This is a genomic window from Agarivorans sp. 2_MG-2023 (assembly GCF_030548085.1).
Lineage (GTDB): Bacteria > Pseudomonadota > Gammaproteobacteria > Enterobacterales > Celerinatantimonadaceae > Agarivorans.
The window spans coordinates 16073-34800 of record NZ_JAUORQ010000007.1; the positions used below are offsets into that span (position 1 = coordinate 16073).

Genomic DNA, 18728 nt, shown 5'->3' on the forward strand with positions numbered 1-18728 from the left:
ATTGAGGAAACAAACTTAATGGATGTTGGAAAACGCCTGAAAAGTATTCGCTTAATGCGCGGCATTTCGCAACGAGAATTAGCAAAATTAAGCGGGGTCACTAACAGTATGATCTCGCAAATTGAGCAGAACCAAGTTAACCCTTCGGTAGGCTCTTTGAAAAAAATCCTTGATGCAATTCCTATTTCTATGGGCGAGTTTTTCACCTTAGAAATGGAAAGCGACGATAAGATTTTTTATAGCGAAGACGAACTCACCGATTTAGGTGATGGCATGGTAAAAATGCTATTGGTCGGCAGCAAACATAATGGCCGTCAGTTGGCTATTTTACGCGAAATTTACCCACCCGGCGCAGATACCGGCACCGAGTTTATTCAACATGAAGGCGAAGAAGGCGGGATTGTGATTCGTGGGGAAATTGAGATTACCGTTGGCAGCAAATCTAAAGTATTAAAAGCCGGCGACTCCTACTACTTTGAAACCCGCAAACCGCACCGCTTCCGCAATAAAAGCAAAGATGAATGTGAGTTAATTAGCGCCGCGACTCCGCCAACCTTCTAGCCCCAGCATTGAGATAAATTATTGCCACAAAAAAGCCGCTATTAGCGGCTTTTTGTTTGTCTTTATTTATAGCAAATTAGTGCGCTACTGTAGGTTCACCTACCGATGGAATTTTACGCTTACCTTTGGCAATCAGTGAAAACACCACTGGCACAAAGAAGAACGATAACATCGTGGTTAATACCGTGCCGCCAGCAATGGCCACCGCAAACGGAGGCCAAAAACCGCCACCTTCTAATATCAGGGGTAAAAAGCCACCCACGGTAGTAATAGTGGTAGAGCTAATATGACGAGTACAGCTTAGCACTCCAAAACAAATTGCTTCAGCTTCGCCAGCACAGGCTTTGGGATCAGATTTCAACTCGGCCACAATAACAATGGCGGCGTTAATCGCTAAACCCACCAAACCTAACAAACCAATAATCACGGTAAAACCAAAGGGGAAACTGCCTAAATAAACACTTAGCAAACCCAAACCCGCTGCTTGAATAGCAGTAATCATAATTAGAAAGCTCAAGCGGAAGGAGTTAAACGACACCACCACCACGGTGACCAGCAGTACTGCAATAATCCCCACACTGGCTAATAAGTTGCCAACGGCTTCGTTACGCTCGGCTCCTTCGCCACCAAACTCAATCGAGTAACCAGCAGGCAATGGAACGTTTTCTTCTTCTAAACGCTGACTAAATACCTCTAGCACTTGATCAGGCAAAATGTCGGTACGCAAGTAGCCTTCTACCACGTTTACTCGACGACCATTACGCCGCGGTATTTCGCCGCGACTTGGCCTAATCTCTAGTTCTGCCAAAGAGGCCAAAGGAATATTGCCGGCAATTTCACTGGTGAGGGTAATGTCACCCAAGTTCTCTAATTGCTGACGCTGGTCATCGGCTAAACGGATCCGCACCGGCAAAGACTCGCTGGCTTCTAATACGCTACCGTTAATTCGGCCTTGTAAATTCGCCTGCAACTGCCCAGCAATTTGAGTAAGCGCGACACCGCTTAAACGAGAGGCCTCTTCATTTACCTTTAGCCACACCTTAGGTGTGCCCGCTAACAAGGTGGCGCGGGTATGAGTAACATGAGGGATTTCTGAAAGAATGCGTCGGTATTCATCACCAAGCTCTTTAAGCTGATCCAAGTTCGGCCCATAAACGCGCAGCTCAATAGGCGCATTAAACGGAGGGCCCTGCTCAAGTTTTCTTACCAGAATTTGCGCCTGAGGGTAGAGCAAATCAAACTCGGCCTGCAAGTTTGGAATCAAGCGGTTGGCGGCGCGAAAATCATCGGTGGTAATCATCGCTTGGGCGTAGTTTTTTGCCCCTTGCTGACGCAGCATTAAGTTGTAATAAAATGAGGGCGCGTTATTGCCAACAAACCAACTCACCGACTTAATGCCTTGTTTTGCGTAAAGGTGCTCAGTGAGCTCTTCGGTTAAACGCTCGGTGGCGTAAATACTCGACTGCGGCGCCATGTAAACTTCAATTTGGAACATGTCTCTGTCAGACGGCGGGAAGAACTGCTCGGTTAAACTGCCAGCACTGTAAAAGCCAAATAACGGCAAGGCCGTAACCAACAAAATTGCAATTTTAGGGTAGCGTAAGCTAGCGTGTAAAACAGCCTGAAAACCACGACTGAGGGCAGGAAACTGGATGCCTTTCTCATACCAATGATCCGCGGTTTGCTGCGAAGGTAAAAAGTGACCAGAAAAGGTGGCCACTAGGGTATGGGAGATAAAGTAAGAACCAATCAGCGAGAAAATCACACTTAAGGCAATACCGCTAACAAACTCGCCAGCCGGCCCTGGCATTAATACAATTGGCAAGAAGGCCAAAATAGTGGTTAAAGTTGAGCCTAACAGTGGCAGCCAAAGGTGGCTTAGCGACTCTTTCACCGACTGCAAACCGCTCTTACCCTGCTGACGTTTTTGAGCAATGGTATCAGCCATAACAATGGCGTTATCAACCATAATCCCCAACGCCACCACCAAGCCAGTTACCGACATTTGGTGGATCGGCAAACCATAAAACTTCATACACGCTAGCGTGAACATTACCGTTAAAGGTAAAGACAAGCCCACAATTAAGGCTGAGCGCCAACCTAAGGTAAGCAGCAATACCACCACAATAATGGCAAAACCAATCAGTACATTTACCACCAGCTCGCCAAGCCGTTTAGCGGTATAACCGTCTTGCTCAAAGATAATGTCGGCGCTTACATTGGTGGGCAAAATGGTTCTAAAGTCATCAAGGGTTTGATTAACTCGAGCACTCCACTGATCCACTCGGTATTCGGCCAACATCCGCACACCCACCACAATCGCGTAGTCACGCTCAACCACGGCAATTTGCTCTGGTGGAGATTTTAGCTGGCGGGTCACGGTGGCCAAATCACCCAAACGGTAAACATAACCATTTTCGGCACTGCTAACCGGGATGTTTTTAATCCGTTCTAAAGAGTTGAGTTCGCCCTCAAGCTCCAACTGCATGCGGGTATTTTCGTTAGTGAGTTCACCGGCAGATACTTTGGCATCGGCCCCTGCAATAATTTGCGATACTTGATCAGTGGTAAGCCCCATGGCCCCTGCTTGATAGGGCTCAATCTCAACAAGAATTTCTTCTTCACCCTGCCCCTGCAAATCTACAAAGTCAGTCCCCGACACGTTACGTAAGCGGTTTTGTAGCTCTTTGGCATAACGGCCTAAAATGGCTAAGTCGGTGTCGCCCGGCCCCGTCCAGCGCAGTGCAATTAAGCTGGTAAAGGCATAACCACGGTCATCATCAACGACCGGTTCAGAGGAGCCATCAGGCAACAGCGGCGGCAACTCGCCCACCAAATCTCGTACCCTTGCCCAAACCGGTACAACATCAATTACGGCGTCTTTTAATTCAACTTGAAGTACCGAAAAGCCCGGGCGAGACGACGACTGCACTCGCTTAATCTCGGGAAGTTTACGAATTTTGTTTTCGATAAGCTCGGTCACCAAGGCTTCTACGCGCTCGGCGGAAGCGCCAGGGTATTGAGTAACAATACTGGCGAAACGGCTAGTAATTTTAGGGTCTTCGCTGCGTGGCAGGGTGCTTACCGCGCCCATTCCCGCCACAATAATTAGCGTGATTAACAGGGCAATTAAGCGCCCATTGTTAAAAAGAGCGCCTATCATTGGCTTGCCTCTTCCAAGGCACCGCTCGGATTAACGGTTTGCCCCGGCACGTAACGGTGCATGCCGGTCGCTACAATGGCTTCGCCCGCTTGCAAGGCACCACGCACAAAGGCTTGGTCTTCGGTAGCATAACGAACGCTTACATCACGCCGCTCTAATTTAAAATTCCCGTCACTTTGCGCCACAATGGCGTATACATTCCACAAACCTCGAATGCCGTCGGTAATGGCGGTCACCGGAATCCAGTAACCTGGCTCTTCTACCGTTTCTACCACATTTAAGTAAGCCAGTTGGCCACTCACTAAATTATCATTATCAGGCAAGGCAAAGCGTAACTGAACAGTGCGAGTAACCGGATCAACTTGGCCACCAGCAGCCACCAAGTCTACGGCGTAGTGGCGTTTAGCCACAGTAACCGACTTAGGTTTCACCATATCAACTTGCTCTAGCAAACGAACCGGCACCCCTACTTTTACCTCGTTAGCGCCTTTTTGCAGTACCGTTAGTACCGGTTGAGATGCCCCCACTACTGCCCCCTCAGACACAGTACGGCGATCGATAATGCCGCTGTAAGGCGCGACCAAGGTAGATTTTTCAATACGGGTGCGATTAGCTTTAATAGAGGCATCAATACGGGCTTTATTGGCCCACAAGGATTTTTGCTGTGCGACCAGTTCATCAACATTTTGCGCCGAGGCATAGCCGTCATCATTCAGCGACTTTACTCGTTTTAAATTCGCTTTAACCAATGAGGCATCGGCGGCGAGTTGTTGCAGCTGTGCTTGAAGGTCAATGTACTCAATCTCGAGTAGCTCGGTATCAAGTTGCATTAGAATAGCGCCTTGCTCAACCCTTTCACCTTCATCTACATAAATATTAGAGATTTTACCCGCAAGTTCAAAGCCAATATCAGCACGTTGCTTAGCAATTACTTGCCCTACAAACTGCCGCTCTACGGCATAATTGTCGCTAAGAACCGGCACAAAAGCTTTCACTTGTGCAATATTAATAGGCTCGTTGGCAAGGCTTGTAGAATCGTCGGCATGGGCCAAATTAGAAGAAGCATTCACTAACACCGCCCCTACAAAAAGAGAGGTAAACAAAAAGGTGAATGAAAATAACGACCTATGCATATTAACGTCCGTGTGACTTAGTGGTAAAAGCTCTACTCAGTGTAGGAAGTGTGCTCATTAGTGTCTAGTGTTTGCGCATTCTATTCACAAAAAGATTCATATAAAAAACCGGCCAATGTAGTAAAATACAAAACACTTGCGCTTATAATCAGCCTACTACAAAATAAATTGTTAATTATTTTATAACAACGGATGTTTTTATGAGTACCTTGGCTGATCACCCAGACTATTCTTTATATTCAAATGCGAATACTTTTTTACGCCAAGCCTTAGATCATCGCCCAGCGCTTAGCTCGGCTGATGTGGTGATTACCGGCCTCCCTTTTGATTTAGCCACCACTGGCCGCTCTGGTGCCCGCTTAGGGCCAGATGCGGTGCGCCGCGCATCAGTAAATCTAGCCTGGGAAGAGACACGTTGGCCTTGGGATTTTAAGTTATTAGAGCGTATCGGTTTAGTGGACGCAGGCGATTTAGTATTTGATTGTGGCGAGCAAGCCCAGTTTACCCAGCGAGTAGAAGACTATGCCACCAGCATACTTAAAGCGGGCAAAACCATGCTGAGCTTAGGCGGTGACCATTTTGTTACCCTGCCGCTATTGCGTGCACATGCCAAACACCACGGTAAAATGGCGTTGCTGCACTTCGACGCACACACCGACACCTACAGCGCAGGTAGCCGTTACGACCATGGCACCATGTTTTATCACGCGCCTAAAGAGGGATTAATCGATCCCGCTTATTCCCTACAGCTAGGCATTAGAACCGATTACGAGAAAGCCAATCATCCCTTTGAAGTAATTAACGCCGACCAAGCCAATAACTTAAGCATTGAGCAAATTGTTCAGCAAATTCGCCAACGCATCGGCGACAAACCCTTATACCTTAGTTTTGACATTGACTGCTTAGACCCCGCTTTTGCACCGGGCACCGGCACACCAGTTGGTGGTGGATTAAGCACTAACCGAATCCTACAAATCCTGCGTGGCTTGCAAGGCGTAAACATTGTCGGAATGGACGTAGTAGAGGTGGCACCCGCTTACGATAACAGCGAAGTAACGGCACTCGCGGCCGCAACCATTGCGATTGAGCTGCTGCACTTATGGGCTGTTAGGCATCGTTAATTCGCTATTGGAAGCAATGAGTTAAGCTATGAAAAGTGGACTTTGGCTTTCGCGGAATTGAAGAATTAACGCTTACAGCATTGGCGCGGTCTTTTTCGCGTCCATTGCCTGTGATTGCTATGTCGCTATTTAGCGACAGGTTCGCCAAACCGAATTGCATTCCCGTAGGGGTCGTCAATTTGCATTTCACTCATACCCCAAGGCTGTTCGGTTAATTCGTACCGGAATGGAGCATCTCGCTCTTTCAGCTCCGCATAAAGTTCTGATACGTTTTCCACTCTAATATAACAGCTACTATCAGAACCAATAGTTCGGGCGTGATTTTCACTTTCTGCGCTCCAAAAATGAATCTCTGCGTCATCTCGGGTAAGAATTAAGTGTCCATGATCTGGAAATATTGCTTCTACTTTAAATCCAATCTTAGATTCAAAAAATTCCGCAGTAACTTTTATATCTCCAGATGGCAATTGAGGTATACCTTTCCCTAGTTTCATTACCGATTCTCCAATTGGACATAACGCCTAAAACAGGGAGCAAGTTAGCGGCAAAGCCGCGCTGTTTAACTTGTCCCAATGGTTTTTCTTGTTAACTGTTTTCCTGATACTGCATTTGTGCAGTTTTAGGGCTATAACCTTCAGGAAATACGGTTGAGCGATCATAGATTGAGCCTTCAAAATTGGCTCCATCAATTTGGGTCTCTCCACCCATTTGATCATTCCCAAGGTTCGCCCCACGAAAGTCGCAGTCACTTAAGTTTGTACCCATCAGAACTGCACCTCTCAAATCAGCACCTCGAAAATCACAGCCGCTAAAATCAGAATCTGAAAGATTCGCCCAATAGAGAATGGAATGCCGAAAACACTTACCTCTGAGCCCCTTTTGAGCAATGTAAGATAAGCCTGATAAATCAGCCCCCTCATAATCACAGCCCAACACTTCTACATGTGCAGCTTGAAGGTGGTTTCCATTGTCATCCCGAACAGTCAGCCGGACCTTGTTTGTCTTACCCATACAGTTAACGCCTAACATAAGGTGCGCCATGATAGACTTACCAAGCGCACTGAACTCCATACCAAAACCGCCGAGTGTAAGGCGTCACCTTGATGTTTTTGTTAGGAATTTTATTCAAAGATTGCACGGCCAAACTTGTGCTCCATGTAGGAGCGAAAGCCTGAACGATTTCCCCACTGCTGGCCGAGGTCGAGTTTGTCACCATGAATTGTAACCCCATAACTTCCGTTTAATTGCTCCGTATTATTTTCAGGCGCTAACACTACCGAAAGAATCAAGCCAATTATAAAACTAGGTGGTAAGTTCCATTGCTCCCCAATAGACATACCTGTTGTATTGTCAAAGTTTAGCCTCGGATCAAGTTCACCTTCATGAGCTATAGATGTCCTCCCGAACTTATAAATTGCTTCGGGAAAGCTTACGCCATCAACGTTGATTCGGAAAATATTCTGGGTTGCTATGTATGTAATTATGTCTAGCTCATCATCTAGAAATTTCTTTATCCTTTTTCCCACAGCATCTTTTGGGAATCGCTTTTTTGCAGTTTTATCAAGTGCGGGAAAATAATGAACTAACGCGCTTTCAAAGTCATTCTGTTGAAAACTATTAATACTAGATTCTATTCTTCTGCTAATAGAACTTGTGGACATACAATTTCCCCTAAAATTCCTCTTATCACGCATTTATTGAAAGCCAGATTATCACTTTTCCTTCGCATCATCAGCCACCTAAGACAAGAAATAACAAAAAACTCAGCACGAAAGGATGCAAGTGTTTGTGGAAAGGAGGAATCTCAAAAAGGCTGTGTGAAAAAACAGTAAATATCAAGAAATAGACAAAGAATTCCACCTTAAAGTGCTACCCATTCCGGCTTTTCGCTAGACCAAAACAACGAGAAATTTCGCGGCTTGTATGGCGCAAATATTCTAATAACCGAGGGCGCTAACATTGCCCTTGTTGACCCAAATAGTGAGCTTATCCCCTTTGTGTCAGTCAATACTTGCTTAAGGTCGGCAAGCCAATTTCAATAAGATAAAACGCAAGCATTGCTCGCCTTAACAAACTTGCACAAAAGCTTGGCGAAAAAGGGCGAATACACCTTAGTTTTAGCGGGGGCAACTATACTTTAAGTACCCATGTAGGAGGGCTAGCGATGAGCGATTGTTACTTGCTGCCCAAGGGAACTGATTTGATTCGAGCGGTTAAGTACATTGGCGAGCATCATTGTCATGATGCTCGTTCTCTCAACGAAGTTGCGTTTCGATTTGATTTAAACCCTCTCGACCAGCAGTTTATCTTGGACCACTTTATTGAAACGCCCGACACTCACGAATCGGGCAAATAGCCTTGTCACTAACTTAAGTCTATCCAGGTTGATTTAAGTTCGGTGTATTTTTCGAGTGCGTGCAACGATTTGTCTCGGCCATTCCCCGATTGCTTAAAGCCACCGAATGGCATGGTCATATCGCCACCATCCCAATTGTTTACAAATACCGTTCCTGCTCGTAAAGCGCGTGAAGTGCGCACTGCGGTGTTAATGTCGGCAGTCCACAATCCTGCTGCTAAGCCGTATTCGGTATCGTTGGCTAAGGCAATGCCCTGCTCTAGTTCATCAAACACTTGAATCACTAACACGGGGCCAAACACCTCCTGCTTTACAATGTCTAAATTGGCATCAACATCGTCAAAAATAGTCGGTTGAATATAAAAGCCACCGCTTTCTTTACGTGTTTGCTGGCCACCACATAGCAGCTTGGCTCCTTGCGCTTTAGCCACCTCTATAAAGCCGAGTACCCGTTGCATTTGGCCTTCGTCAACCATTGCCCCCATGCTGGTATTGGGATCTAAAGGATTGCCCGGCTGCCACTGCTCCACTAAGGCCAACATTTTTTCTACTAAGGCTTGATGCACACTGCGATGCACAATTAAGCGCGAGCCTGCGGTACATACTTCACCTTGGTTATAAAAAATTGCGGCTACTGCAGTGGCGGCCGCTTTGTCTAAATCGGCAACGTCGGCACACACTAGGTTGGGGCTTTTACCGCCACATTCCATAAATGCGCGCTTAAGGTTTGATTGACCAGAAAACTGCACCAGCTTCTTACCTACCGCAGTTGAGCCAGTAAAGGTGATGCAATCTACGTCCATGTGTAGCGCTAGGGATTGGCCTGCAGTGTGGCCGTAGCCTGGCAATACATTGAATACGCCGTTTGGTATACCTGCTTGTTTGGCTAATTTGGCTAAGTACAGTGCGCTTAAGGGTGACTTTTCTGAAGGTTTTAAAATAACCGAGTTGCCGGTGGCGAGAGCGGGGCCAATTTTCCATGAAGCCATTACTAGCGGGAAATTCCACGGCACAATAGCAGCCACCACCCCTAAGGCTTCACGCGTGACTAAGGCCAGGGCATCGCTGGTAACAGGAGCGACTTCGTCGTAGACCTTGTCTATTGCCTCTCCATTCCAAGCGATACAGCGTGCGGTGGCGGGCGCGTCGTAAGACAAGGCATCACCAATGGGCTTGCCCATGTCTAAGCTTTCTAACAAGGCGAGTTGCGCTTGGTGCTGCTCTATTAGCTGTGCAAACGCCTGTAATACTTGTTTACGTTCTGCGGGAGCAAGGTTTGACCACACCCCACTTTGGTAGGCATTGCGAGCAGCTTGCACGGCTAATTCAACATCTGCAGCGTCACATTCCGCCAGCTCTGCTAAAATTTCACCAGTGGCCGGATTAATACTGGTAAAGGTTTTACCTGACACAGCATCAACAAATTCACCGTTAATAAATGCTTGTTTTGGGAAGTCTAAATCTAGTGCCTGTTGTTGCCAATATTGTAAGTTATGCTGAACCATGTTCCCTCCGGTTTATGCCGCCACTCGTTACGTTATATTTAACAAAGCTACACAAATATAGATAATTATTCCATACTTGATACAGTTTATTTAACAGCTGGTTTTTATAAACATTGCTTTTTCTGGGTTTTTACTATGCAAATAGCGCTTCTTAATTGCGACCGAGTTGACAGCCAATTAGTTGAAGAATTTGGCGAATATCCCGACATGTTTAAGCAGCATTTATTGGCTCAAGACAGCAAGCTACAATTCGATGTGTTTGACGTGCTCAACAACGAATTACCAAAATTGAATCAGTTTGACGGATTTTTAATTACCGGCAGCCGCCATAACGCCTACGACCAACAACCATGGATTTTGCAATTAATAAGCTGGGTTCAGCAGTGTGAACAATTACAACGCCCCTTGGCGGGCATTTGTTTTGGGCATCAAATTATCGCCCGTGCTTTAGGTGGCAAAGTAGAAAAATCGGCCAAAGGATGGGGCTTAGGTGTCGCGGCCAACAACTTGTTACAAAAACCGTCTTGGGTCAGCCCCTCGCTTGAGGATGAAGACACAGCCAAAGCCGAACCGTTTCGTATTTTAGTCAGCCACCAAGATCAAGTGACTCAATTGCCTCCGCAAGCAGAGTTACTGGCCAGCAGCGATTTTTGCCCTAACTTTATGTACCAAATAGACCAGCATATCTTGGCTATTCAGGGTCATCCCGAATTTGCGCCAGACTACGCCGCAGCACTAATAGATAAACGACAAATGATCTTATCCCCTACCCAGTTCGTTCTAGCTAAAACAAGTTTGAAACGTCCGCTCAATGCGGACTCGGTTTTCGATTGGATTGTGCAAATGTATAAGCTGCAATAAGCACCTAGCTTTGGAATAAAAACCAAAGCGACTGTAAATTAAGGTAAAAGCAATAATCTGCACTCGACATCACTGGCTAAGCAACGTTAAATAACACCATCTGTAGGGAAATAGACAAAGGAACAGCAATGCGCTTGGCTGCATGGGTTTGGATACCAGCACTACTTGCCACCTTAACCGGTTGCAGCATGACCGATACCCCGAAGCACCAGCCCTCTGGTGAGTTGGCGGCAAGCAGTTGGACCAGTCAATTTCAGCAAGGCGAGTTTACTGAGCAACGCTTTGAGCAAGCACTCCCTCCTTCATTGCAACCGCTACTTAAAGAAGCATTACGCAGTAACCCGCAACTGCAACAACAAGGTTTTGCTCTAGACCAGCAGCTTTATCAAATTCGAATTCAAAATGCTCAGCAGTGGCCCAGCATTGACGCCTTTGTAAGTGGCCAACGTAGCGGCACTAATAACGATAGCGCCAGTCAGTTTAGAGTAGGCTTAGATTTTAGTTGGGAAATCGACTGGCTTGGCAAGCTAGATGCGCGCCAACAAGCTGCAGTATTAGATGCCAAAGTTAGCTTTGAACAATGGCAGCAAGCTCAAATTCGCTTAGCCGCCAACACAGCTCAACAATGGTATAACGTGATAGAAGCTCAGCTACAAAAGCAACTAATTGCCGAGCGTTACGATAATTTAAAAGCCAATTTGCAAATTATTGAAGAGAGCTACCAAGGCGGCCTTAACAGCGCGTTAGATGTATACCTTGCCAGGGCAGATTTAAGCGCTGCTCGCGCCCAGTTAAATTCGCGAACCACCCAACTCACCCAAGCCCAACGAGAGTTGGAGTTGTTGTTGGGCCGCTACCCCAGTGGCCTTATTCAAGTAGACGGTGTATTAGATGTGCCACTAGCGGCAATGCCAGCGGGTGTTCCCTCTGAGTTGCTTAATCGACGGCACGATATTAAAGCGGCGCAATACCAACTGGCGGCTGCCGATTTACGGGTGTATGCCGCGTATCGAGATCGCTTCCCTAGCCTAACGCTTACCGCCAGTGGTGGCGGCCAAAGTGACCAACTAGGGCAACTATTGGATGCAGAATCTTTGGTGTGGTCTTTATTTGCTGGGGTGACAGCCCCCATTTTCGACGCGGCCCGCCGTGAGAATCAACAACTGCAGCAATACGCGAAAGCTCAATCTCTCAATGCTGCTTATGTAGAGCAAGTATTAAATAGCTTTGCCGAAGTTGAGCAAAGCTTAAACCTTGAACCCAGCCTGTATCAAAATGCCCAACTACTCGCCACTGCTGCAGAAGATTCTAAACAAGCCGAGTCTTTGGCCTTTGAAAACTATCTGGCAGGTTTAAATGAGTATGTCACAGTGTTGGAATCGCAACGCCGCGCCTTTGATGCGCGTAGCAGTGCCATTAACGCCTTAAACTTGCAGTTACAAAACCGTATTGAGCTTTACCTGGCACTAGGTGGAGGCTTAAACCAAGCCCAAACTACGCGAGAGGCCTTTGCCTCAGAGCCATTATTTTAACAGGGAGTTATGCCTAATATGGCCAAACTGATACGTCTTAGCTTGCCTCTATTGGTGATCATCATTGGTTTGCTAATAAGCCAATACATTAAGGCAAACAAACCTCAGGCTCAGCGCAAGCCTCAGGCCCAGTTAGCTGAGCTGGCTGTAGAAGTGATGCCATTAGCCCCCCAACGCTATCAAGCAAAAGTTAACTCCTACGGCAGCGTACAAGCACATACCGAAGCCAGTTTAATTGCCCAGGTTGCCGGCAGCATTACCTACGTATCAGACAGTTTTCGTGAAGGGGCTTTTTTTGAAAAAGGCGAAGTACTGGTAAAAATAGATGCCCGCGACTACCAAAATGCCATCACCATTGCTGAAGCTGAGTTGCAATCAACTCAGCTATTGCTGGCCGAAGAACAGGCCAAAGTGGAACAAGCCTTACGCGACTGGAAACGCCTAGGCAAAGGTAAACCCGCCAACGATTTGGTACTACGCAAACCACAGTTAGCTGCTCAAGAAGCGGGATTAGCCTCGGCTAAGGCTAAGCTCACCAAGGCCAAATTAGATTTAGAGCGCACCATTATTCGTGCCCCTTATGCTGGGCGAGTTTTAGAAAAAAGTGCGGAACTGGGTGAGTACGTGAGCAGCGGTAAATCGCTCGCCAGCAGCTACGCCATCGACTATTTAGAAGTACGCTTGCCACTGAGTTTGAATGAGCAAAGTGTGTTGAATATTCCTGAAAACTTCCGTCGTTCAAACGCTGATGTGGTTAAACCTCAAGTGAGTTTACGCTCTAACTTTGGCGCACATGAGTATCAGTGGAACGCCCAGGTTGAGCGCAGTGAAGCCGCCCTCGACAGTGCCAGTCGTCAATTGTACTTAGTGGCACAAATTAATGATCCTTACGGCCCAGCCAACGAGAACAAACCTTCTCTTAAAATTGGTCAATTTGTTCGAGCCACCATTCAAGGTAAAACCCTAGAGCAGGTATTTATTATACCGCGCAGCGCCCTGTATTCCGGCCAACAGGTGATTATCTTGGAAGACGGTTTATTGCAACGCAAAACCGTAAGCATTATTTGGCAAGACCAAGATAGCTACATTGTAGAAAGCGGTATAAGTGCCGGACAAACCTTAGTCACCACCCCACTCGGGCGAGTGATAAGCGGCACTCCTGCCAAGCCGATAGGAGCCTAACCATGCACCTCTTAGCTGCTCTACCTAGGATGTTATTATGCATGGATTAATCGCCTGGTTTACGCGCAACCATGTTGCCGCCAACTTGCTGATGGTGTTAATTGTTGGTTTAGGTCTTTACTCGGCAAAGTTTCGTTTGCCCTTAGAGGTATTCCCCGAGTTTGAACTGGACATGGTGAACGTAAGCATATCGCTGCCCGGTTCAAGCCCAGAAGAAAGCGAAGAAAGCCTCGCCATTCGCATTGAAGAAGCGATTAGTGACATTGAAGGCATCGAGCAAATATCCTCAGTCTCGCAAGAAGGTGCTGCGCGAGTGAGTGCTGAAATCAACTCTCACTACGATACTCGCGATGTAATGAGCGATATTAAATCGCGCATTGATGCGGTAAATACTTTCCCCAGTGACGCAGAACGTCCGGTAGTAAGCTTAAGCCAACGCAAACGTGAAACCATTACCGTGGCGGTATCTGGCGACATTGCGCATAAAGAGTTGCGCTTAGTGGCCGAATCCATTCGTGACGAATTGTTGCAACTCCCGGAGCTAACCCAAGTAGAGTTAGATTCGGTAGCGCCCTACGAAATCTCCATTGAGGTGTCAGAGCAAAAACTCCGTGAATATGGTTTAGAGCTGAGCAAAGTGGCGCAAATAATTAGCCAAGCCTCTTTAGATTTGTCGGCCGGTTCAGTGAAAACCCAAGCCGGCGAAATTTTACTGCGTACCAAAGGCCAAGCTTATGTGGGCGATGAATTTGCCGACCTACTGATCATTAGCCGCGCCGATGGTACTCGCATTAAGCTATCTGATATTGCAACAGTGGTGGACGGCTTTGAAGAAACGACGATTATTAACCGCTTTAATAAACAGCCCACAGTGATGATAGAGGTTTATCGCGTAGGTGACCAAAGTGCGATTGCCATCTCCGATGCAGTAAAACAATACATCACCAATAAACAGCCTTATTTGCCACAAGGGCTGGCACTAAACTATTGGCGAGATAGCGCCAAAGTGGTGAAAGCGCGCTTAAACACCCTTAAAAATAGTGCCATTCAGGGCTGTATTTTAGTGGCGCTACTCTTGGCGATATTCCTTCGCCCCGCCATTGCCGTGTGGGTATGTATTGGCATCCCCATTAGCTTTATGGGCGGCTTGTTAATGATGCCTACCATGGATGTAACGATAAATATTATCTCTCTATTTGCCTTTATCATGGTGCTGGGGATCTTGGTGGATGACGCCATTGTGACGGGCGAGAACATTTACACCCACTTAAAAGCCGGAGAGGAACCCTTACATGCCGCGATTAAGGGCACCCAAGAAGTCGCGATACCGGTAACCTTTGGCGTACTTACCACGGTAGCGGCCTTTCTCCCGCTAATGATGATAGATGGAGTGAGGGGCAAAATTTTTGCACAAATTCCGCTGATTGTTATTCCAGTACTGATGTTCTCTTTAGTGGAGTCGAAACTGATTTTGCCGGCTCACTTAAAACACATTAAACCGGTGAACAAACAAACCCAAAGCCGCTTTAGTTACTGGCAAAATAAACTTGCAGATGGCTTTGAAGCAGCCATTCTTAGGTTTTATCAACCACTGTTAAAACGCGCTTTATCTCGCCGAGTATTATCTGCCGCTATTGCGATAAGCGTATTTGTGGTGGTGCTGTCGCTAGCCACTGCCGGCTGGGTGCGCTTTATTTTCTTCCCGAGAGTCCCCAGCGAAACCGCCCGCGCCACCTTAGTGATGCCAGCAGGTACAGCATTTAATACCACCGACAATTACATTAATCGCATGTTAGATGCCGCCATAAACCTGCAAGACAAGTATCGCGACCCCGACAGCGGCGACAGTATCATTCTCAACATTTTAGCCACCAGTGGATCCAGCGGTGGCTCGAGCAGCGGCCAAAGTAACAAAGGTCGAGTCGTCTTTGAAATAGAGCCTCCGGAGTCGCGCAGCAATACAATGAGTAGTGGTGATTTGGTGCGTGAATGGCGCCAGCTTATTGGGTCGTTGCCGGGCGCAGAAAGCCTCACTTTTCGTGCTGAAATTGGTCGCGGTGGTTCACCTTTAGATGTGCAGTTTAGTAGCAACGATTTTGCAGCAATGGCGCAAGTGGCCGATCTCACCAAGCAAAAGCTGCAAGAGTACCCAGCGGTGTTTGATGTAGAAGACAGCTTAGCCGATGGGAAATTAGAGCTGCAGTTAAACATTAAACCCCAAGCGCAAGCACTTGGCTTAACCCTAAACGACCTTGCTCAACAAGTACGCAGTGCTTTTTTTGGTTACCAAGTACAACGTATTCAACGCGGTCGCGAAGACGTGAAAGTATATGTACGCTACCCCGCCAATGAACGGCGCTCTCAATACAACTTAAATAACATGTTAATTCGCACTCCCGATGGCGCAGAGCTGCCGTTTAGCGAAGTAGCTAGCGTGATTCCCTCACAAAGCCCGGCAACCATTACTCGCATCGACCGTATGCGAACCCAAAACATTCGCGCCGATGTAAACAAAGAGCAGGCGAATATTGAGGTGATTAAAGCCGAACTGCAGCAGTGGTTAAGCCAAACCTTAGTGGCTTACCCGCAGGTTAACTTCAGCTTAGAAGGCGAAGCCAAAGAGCAACGAGAATCCTTTACCAGTTTGGCCTTGGGCTTATTGTTTGTACTGTTTGTTATTTACGGCCTGCTGGCGATTCCTTTTGGTTCTTACTGGCAACCTATAGTGGTGATGTCGATTATTCCTTACGGAGCAGTTGGTGCAGTACTTGGTCATATGATTATGGGCATGCCACTAACCATTATGAGTATGATGGGCATGCTGGCGCTCACCGGAGTAGTTGTGAACGACAGCTTGGTATTAGTGGACTATATAAACCGCCAACGTAAAGCAGGCGTAGATTTAATGACCGCGGTAACTAAAGCCGGCGTGGCCCGTTTTAGAGCGGTAATCCTTACTTCGCTCACCACCTTTGCCGGTTTAATGCCGTTAATTTTTGAAAAGAGTACCCAAGCGCAGTTTTTGATTCCCATGGCGGTGTCACTTGGCTTTGGGATTATTTTCGCTACTAGCATCACCCTGCTGATTGTGCCGGTTAACTACTTACTGCTGGAAGATGCCAAGGCGGGCTTACGCCGCTTTAAACTGTGGTGGTTAAAAGGCTTTGAAAAAACCACCAACTAACAAAAAGGGGTTAGCTAAGCTAACCCCTTTTTTAATAAACTGTTTGAATTTAGGCGGTCGTGGTAGCAACCATTGCTTCACCCTGTTCTACCGCTTCTTCAATAAAGCTAGCCACGGTAGATTTATCCAACTCAACCACTTCACATAGCGGCTCAGGTAAGTTTTTACCTACCATTTCGGCACTGAGACCAGCGTTTAAGGCATGATGCGCGAATATTGCCAACCGGATTAACACCGCGGGTTTAGACACTTCATCAAAGTCCATAGGATTTAACTGCTGTTCAATGGCATCGGTAATCACCGGCGAGAAATTCCAGCGACGCGCTAATTCGCCACCAATTTGCGCATAGTCTAAACCTAAGGTTTTGCGCTGTGCCGACACCCGCGTTTCGCCCGTTTCCAAGCACAACTCAATTAACCCAGCTTCTTCAGGCGTTGCACTGGCAATCAGCAGCTCACCAAAGTTGTGTAACATGCCACAGGTAAAGGCTGTTTCAGGTTCAACATGGGTACTTTTAGCTAATGCTTGCGCTAACAACGCCACGTACATGGCTTGTCCCCAAAACTGTTGTTGGTCGAAGTTTTTGCTCGGCATCATGCCATTTAGGCCCGCAGCCACTACCAGTGAGCGAACCCGTTTTAAACCTAAGCGGATCGCGGCCGCTTCAATAGAGTCAATTTGCTTAACCCCACGAAACGCGGCTGAGTTAGCCATTTTTAATACGTTAGCACCCAAGGATTGATCGGTCGCCAGCTTTTTACCCAAATGGTGAAGATCGACATTTTCATCATTAATGCTTGTCAGTAATTCCTGCATAATTTGCGGCATTACTGGCAGTTTTTTTACCTGCTGGAAAAAGGCTTCCAGTTCCATGGACAACTCTCCTAAAAAATAGTGTGAAGCACTGCATGCTTTCACTCTTTACCTGGTCAAAAATTGAGCGTTAATTCACATAGACTAAACAAGTGAGCTTGTTTATCGCCAAATTGACCCACACTGAATCTTATATGCAGAACAGTTTGACCTTATAGGCGTAGAAAATACAGTGACGATCGCACAAAATGACAGGAAATCTTGGCCCAGCTGTAAACCTATTACTCAAGGTTTATCAGAACAGGTCTTAAAAGAATTAATATTAGGAAACAAAACCTTAGATTATGGGTCTTGGTTACATTGCTTGGGTGCAGAGCGCCTAGTTGATGAGCAAGAATACCCCACTACCAACCAAGCACATATTGTGAGCAACGCCTTAGCGTAAAAACTTCTCTGGTACTTTTTCTAGCAGTACCATTTTGCGTAATTGATTCAGCATGATTTGAAACCAAGTGAACTGGTGGTGATGCTCTTCTGCCGAAAAGCCAATGGTACCCGCCATAAAATTGCGAGTCAGTCCGTACAGGTACAAACAAACACTGGTTAAGGCTTCATCATCCCACTTCGAGCCGTGACTGATAAATGAACGCTTAGTTTGCTCAATCACTATCACCCGGTGCCAGCTCTCAAGCGCTTTAAAGTCTTTATCATGAGTAAACAATTCATGAAAACTCACTAGCATCACTTCTGTTTCGTCTAGGGCATTTATCTTACTTTGGGCGCTATCTGGATACTCTACGATATTGCCTAAGGTTTGCTGGAAGTTGACATCTTCCACCACAATTTGAACCTTTTTAAACCAGCGCATAGCCAACGAAAAGAAGATGGCCTCTTTATTTTTAAAAAAGCGGTACAACGAAGCAATATCGATTTCTGCATGTTGGGCAATCAAGTTGGTATTTACTGCAGCCATCCCTTGCTCTTGAATCAAAGACAAGGTGCTGTCTAAGATGTGTTCCACTAGTCGTCTGGTACGCTCTTGGCTAGGTTGCTTACGCATGGCCAAATGCTCAGGTACGACATAGTTATCCATAAATACCTCTCGTAATAAATTTATTCCATTTTTACCTGCTACCTCAACATATACTGAGGTAGTCATTAAATGTTACAGCAGCTTATACTCTACCTCGCGATAGTACACAACTGAATTGGCCATAACATATGTATAAGATTTGTCATCGAGAAAAACTTATTGCTCGACAATGTTGATGGATATGCAACAATAACCGAATATTTGACTATTAAGTCAAATCTTA

16 protein-coding genes are annotated in these 18728 nt (G+C 46.5%); 8 read left to right on the top strand and 8 right to left on the bottom strand.

The genetic code is table 11. The annotated features are described in order from the left end of the window. Window positions 1-18 precede the first annotated feature (18 nt). The gene (locus tag Q4549_RS11790; RefSeq protein ID WP_137672381.1) at window positions 19-561 is read left to right on the top strand and encodes a cupin domain-containing protein; all 543 of its coding nucleotides are present in this window, start codon (window positions 19-21) and stop codon (window positions 559-561) included. Window positions 562-637: 76 nt separating this feature from the next. Here Q4549_RS11790 and Q4549_RS11795 read toward each other — a convergent pair whose 3' ends face one another. Both Q4549_RS11795 and Q4549_RS11800 read right to left on the bottom strand, forming a co-directional pair. Further along, on the bottom strand, window positions 638-3724 hold the full coding sequence (locus Q4549_RS11795; RefSeq protein ID WP_303552014.1) for an efflux RND transporter permease subunit: 3087 nt from the start codon (window positions 3722-3724) through the stop codon (window positions 638-640). Then, window positions 3721-4857: an efflux RND transporter periplasmic adaptor subunit gene (locus tag Q4549_RS11800; RefSeq protein WP_303552017.1), complete on the bottom strand. Its 1137-nt coding sequence runs from the start codon at window positions 4855-4857 to the stop codon at window positions 3721-3723. Before Q4549_RS11800 ends, Q4549_RS11795 begins: the two co-directional genes overlap by 4 nt. 200 nt (window positions 4858-5057) lie before the next feature. Between Q4549_RS11800 and speB the strand changes: the two genes are divergently transcribed. Further along, window positions 5058-5978: an agmatinase gene (gene speB / locus Q4549_RS11805; RefSeq protein ID WP_303552020.1), complete on the top strand. Its 921-nt coding sequence runs from the start codon at window positions 5058-5060 to the stop codon at window positions 5976-5978. A gap of 125 nt (window positions 5979-6103) precedes the next feature. Here speB and Q4549_RS11810 read toward each other — a convergent pair whose 3' ends face one another. The 3 genes from Q4549_RS11810 to Q4549_RS11820 form a co-directional block, all read right to left on the bottom strand. Further along, window positions 6104-6472 (bottom strand): VOC family protein, encoded by a 369-nt coding sequence (locus tag Q4549_RS11810; RefSeq protein ID WP_303508196.1) that lies wholly within the window; start codon window positions 6470-6472, stop codon window positions 6104-6106. Between the two features lie 91 nt (window positions 6473-6563). Continuing rightward, window positions 6564-6989, bottom strand: a complete 426-nt coding sequence (locus tag Q4549_RS11815; RefSeq protein ID WP_303552022.1) for a pentapeptide repeat-containing protein — start codon at window positions 6987-6989, stop codon at window positions 6564-6566. Window positions 6990-7099: 110 nt separating this feature from the next. Then, entirely contained in the window at window positions 7100-7639 is a 540-nt protein-coding gene (locus Q4549_RS11820) for a hypothetical protein (RefSeq protein ID WP_303552025.1), read from the bottom strand. Between the two features lie 503 nt (window positions 7640-8142). On the opposite strand from Q4549_RS11820, the gene Q4549_RS11825 reads away from it, so the two are divergent. Further along, window positions 8143-8334 (top strand): hypothetical protein, encoded by a 192-nt coding sequence (locus tag Q4549_RS11825; RefSeq protein WP_137672386.1) that lies wholly within the window; start codon window positions 8143-8145, stop codon window positions 8332-8334. Between the two features lie 8 nt (window positions 8335-8342). On the opposite strand, the gene Q4549_RS11830 is transcribed toward Q4549_RS11825, so the two are convergent. Continuing rightward, window positions 8343-9839, bottom strand: coding sequence for an aldehyde dehydrogenase (locus tag Q4549_RS11830; RefSeq protein WP_303552027.1), 1497 nt, complete (start codon window positions 9837-9839; stop codon window positions 8343-8345). Between the two features lie 135 nt (window positions 9840-9974). Here Q4549_RS11830 and Q4549_RS11835 point away from each other — a divergent pair, with 135 nt between their 5' ends. The 4 genes from Q4549_RS11835 to Q4549_RS11850 all read left to right on the top strand — a co-directional run bounded on the left by Q4549_RS11835 (window position 9975) and on the right by Q4549_RS11850 (window position 16598). Beyond that, complete coding sequence (locus Q4549_RS11835; RefSeq protein WP_303552030.1) at window positions 9975-10700, top strand: gamma-glutamyl-gamma-aminobutyrate hydrolase family protein; 726 nt, start codon at window positions 9975-9977, stop codon at window positions 10698-10700. Window positions 10701-10828: 128 nt separating this feature from the next. After that, window positions 10829-12232, top strand: coding sequence for an efflux transporter outer membrane subunit (locus tag Q4549_RS11840; protein WP_303552032.1), 1404 nt, complete (start codon window positions 10829-10831; stop codon window positions 12230-12232). Window positions 12233-12250: 18 nt separating this feature from the next. Next, window positions 12251-13414, top strand: coding sequence for an efflux RND transporter periplasmic adaptor subunit (locus Q4549_RS11845; protein WP_303552034.1), 1164 nt, complete (start codon window positions 12251-12253; stop codon window positions 13412-13414). A 37-nt stretch (window positions 13415-13451) separates the two neighbouring features. Continuing rightward, window positions 13452-16598, top strand: coding sequence for an efflux RND transporter permease subunit (locus Q4549_RS11850; RefSeq protein WP_303552037.1), 3147 nt, complete (start codon window positions 13452-13454; stop codon window positions 16596-16598). A 49-nt stretch (window positions 16599-16647) separates the two neighbouring features. Here the strand turns inward: Q4549_RS11850 and Q4549_RS11855 are convergent, their stop codons facing one another. After that, the gene (locus tag Q4549_RS11855) at window positions 16648-17472 is read right to left on the bottom strand and encodes an HDOD domain-containing protein (protein WP_137672392.1); all 825 of its coding nucleotides are present in this window, start codon (window positions 17470-17472) and stop codon (window positions 16648-16650) included. Between the two features lie 172 nt (window positions 17473-17644). Between Q4549_RS11855 and Q4549_RS11860 the strand changes: the two genes are divergently transcribed. After that, window positions 17645-17857, top strand: coding sequence for a hypothetical protein (locus Q4549_RS11860; RefSeq protein ID WP_137672393.1), 213 nt, complete (start codon window positions 17645-17647; stop codon window positions 17855-17857). On the opposite strand, the gene Q4549_RS11865 is transcribed toward Q4549_RS11860, so the two are convergent. After that, window positions 17849-18571 (bottom strand): TetR/AcrR family transcriptional regulator, encoded by a 723-nt coding sequence (locus Q4549_RS11865; RefSeq protein WP_303514494.1) that lies wholly within the window; start codon window positions 18569-18571, stop codon window positions 17849-17851. The two genes, Q4549_RS11860 and Q4549_RS11865, sit on opposite strands and share 9 nt — an antisense overlap. Between the last annotated feature and the right edge of the window lie 157 nt (window positions 18572-18728).

Bases quoted from the DNA above. Each gene is read 5' to 3' on its own strand.
- Q4549_RS11790 (WP_137672381.1), top strand. From the start codon at position 19: ATGGATGTTGGAAAACGCCTGAAAAGTATTCGCTTAATGCGCGGCATT.
- Q4549_RS11795 (WP_303552014.1), bottom strand. From the start codon at position 3,724: ATGATAGGCGCTCTTTTTAACAATGGGCGCTTAATTGCCCTGTTAATC.
- Q4549_RS11800 (WP_303552017.1), bottom strand. From the start codon at position 4,857: ATGCATAGGTCGTTATTTTCATTCACCTTTTTGTTTACCTCTCTTTTT.
- speB (WP_303552020.1), top strand. From the start codon at position 5,058: ATGAGTACCTTGGCTGATCACCCAGACTATTCTTTATATTCAAATGCG.
- Q4549_RS11810 (WP_303508196.1), bottom strand. From the start codon at position 6,472: ATGAAACTAGGGAAAGGTATACCTCAATTGCCATCTGGAGATATAAAA.
- Q4549_RS11815 (WP_303552022.1), bottom strand. From the start codon at position 6,989: ATGGGTAAGACAAACAAGGTCCGGCTGACTGTTCGGGATGACAATGGA.
- Q4549_RS11820 (WP_303552025.1), bottom strand. From the start codon at position 7,639: ATGTCCACAAGTTCTATTAGCAGAAGAATAGAATCTAGTATTAATAGT.
- Q4549_RS11825 (WP_137672386.1), top strand. From the start codon at position 8,143: ATGAGCGATTGTTACTTGCTGCCCAAGGGAACTGATTTGATTCGAGCG.
- Q4549_RS11830 (WP_303552027.1), bottom strand. From the start codon at position 9,839: ATGGTTCAGCATAACTTACAATATTGGCAACAACAGGCACTAGATTTA.
- Q4549_RS11835 (WP_303552030.1), top strand. From the start codon at position 9,975: ATGCAAATAGCGCTTCTTAATTGCGACCGAGTTGACAGCCAATTAGTT.
- Q4549_RS11840 (WP_303552032.1), top strand. From the start codon at position 10,829: ATGCGCTTGGCTGCATGGGTTTGGATACCAGCACTACTTGCCACCTTA.
- Q4549_RS11845 (WP_303552034.1), top strand. From the start codon at position 12,251: ATGGCCAAACTGATACGTCTTAGCTTGCCTCTATTGGTGATCATCATT.
- Q4549_RS11850 (WP_303552037.1), top strand. From the start codon at position 13,452: ATGCATGGATTAATCGCCTGGTTTACGCGCAACCATGTTGCCGCCAAC.
- Q4549_RS11855 (WP_137672392.1), bottom strand. From the start codon at position 17,472: ATGGAACTGGAAGCCTTTTTCCAGCAGGTAAAAAAACTGCCAGTAATG.
- Q4549_RS11865 (WP_303514494.1), bottom strand. From the start codon at position 18,571: ATGACTACCTCAGTATATGTTGAGGTAGCAGGTAAAAATGGAATAAAT.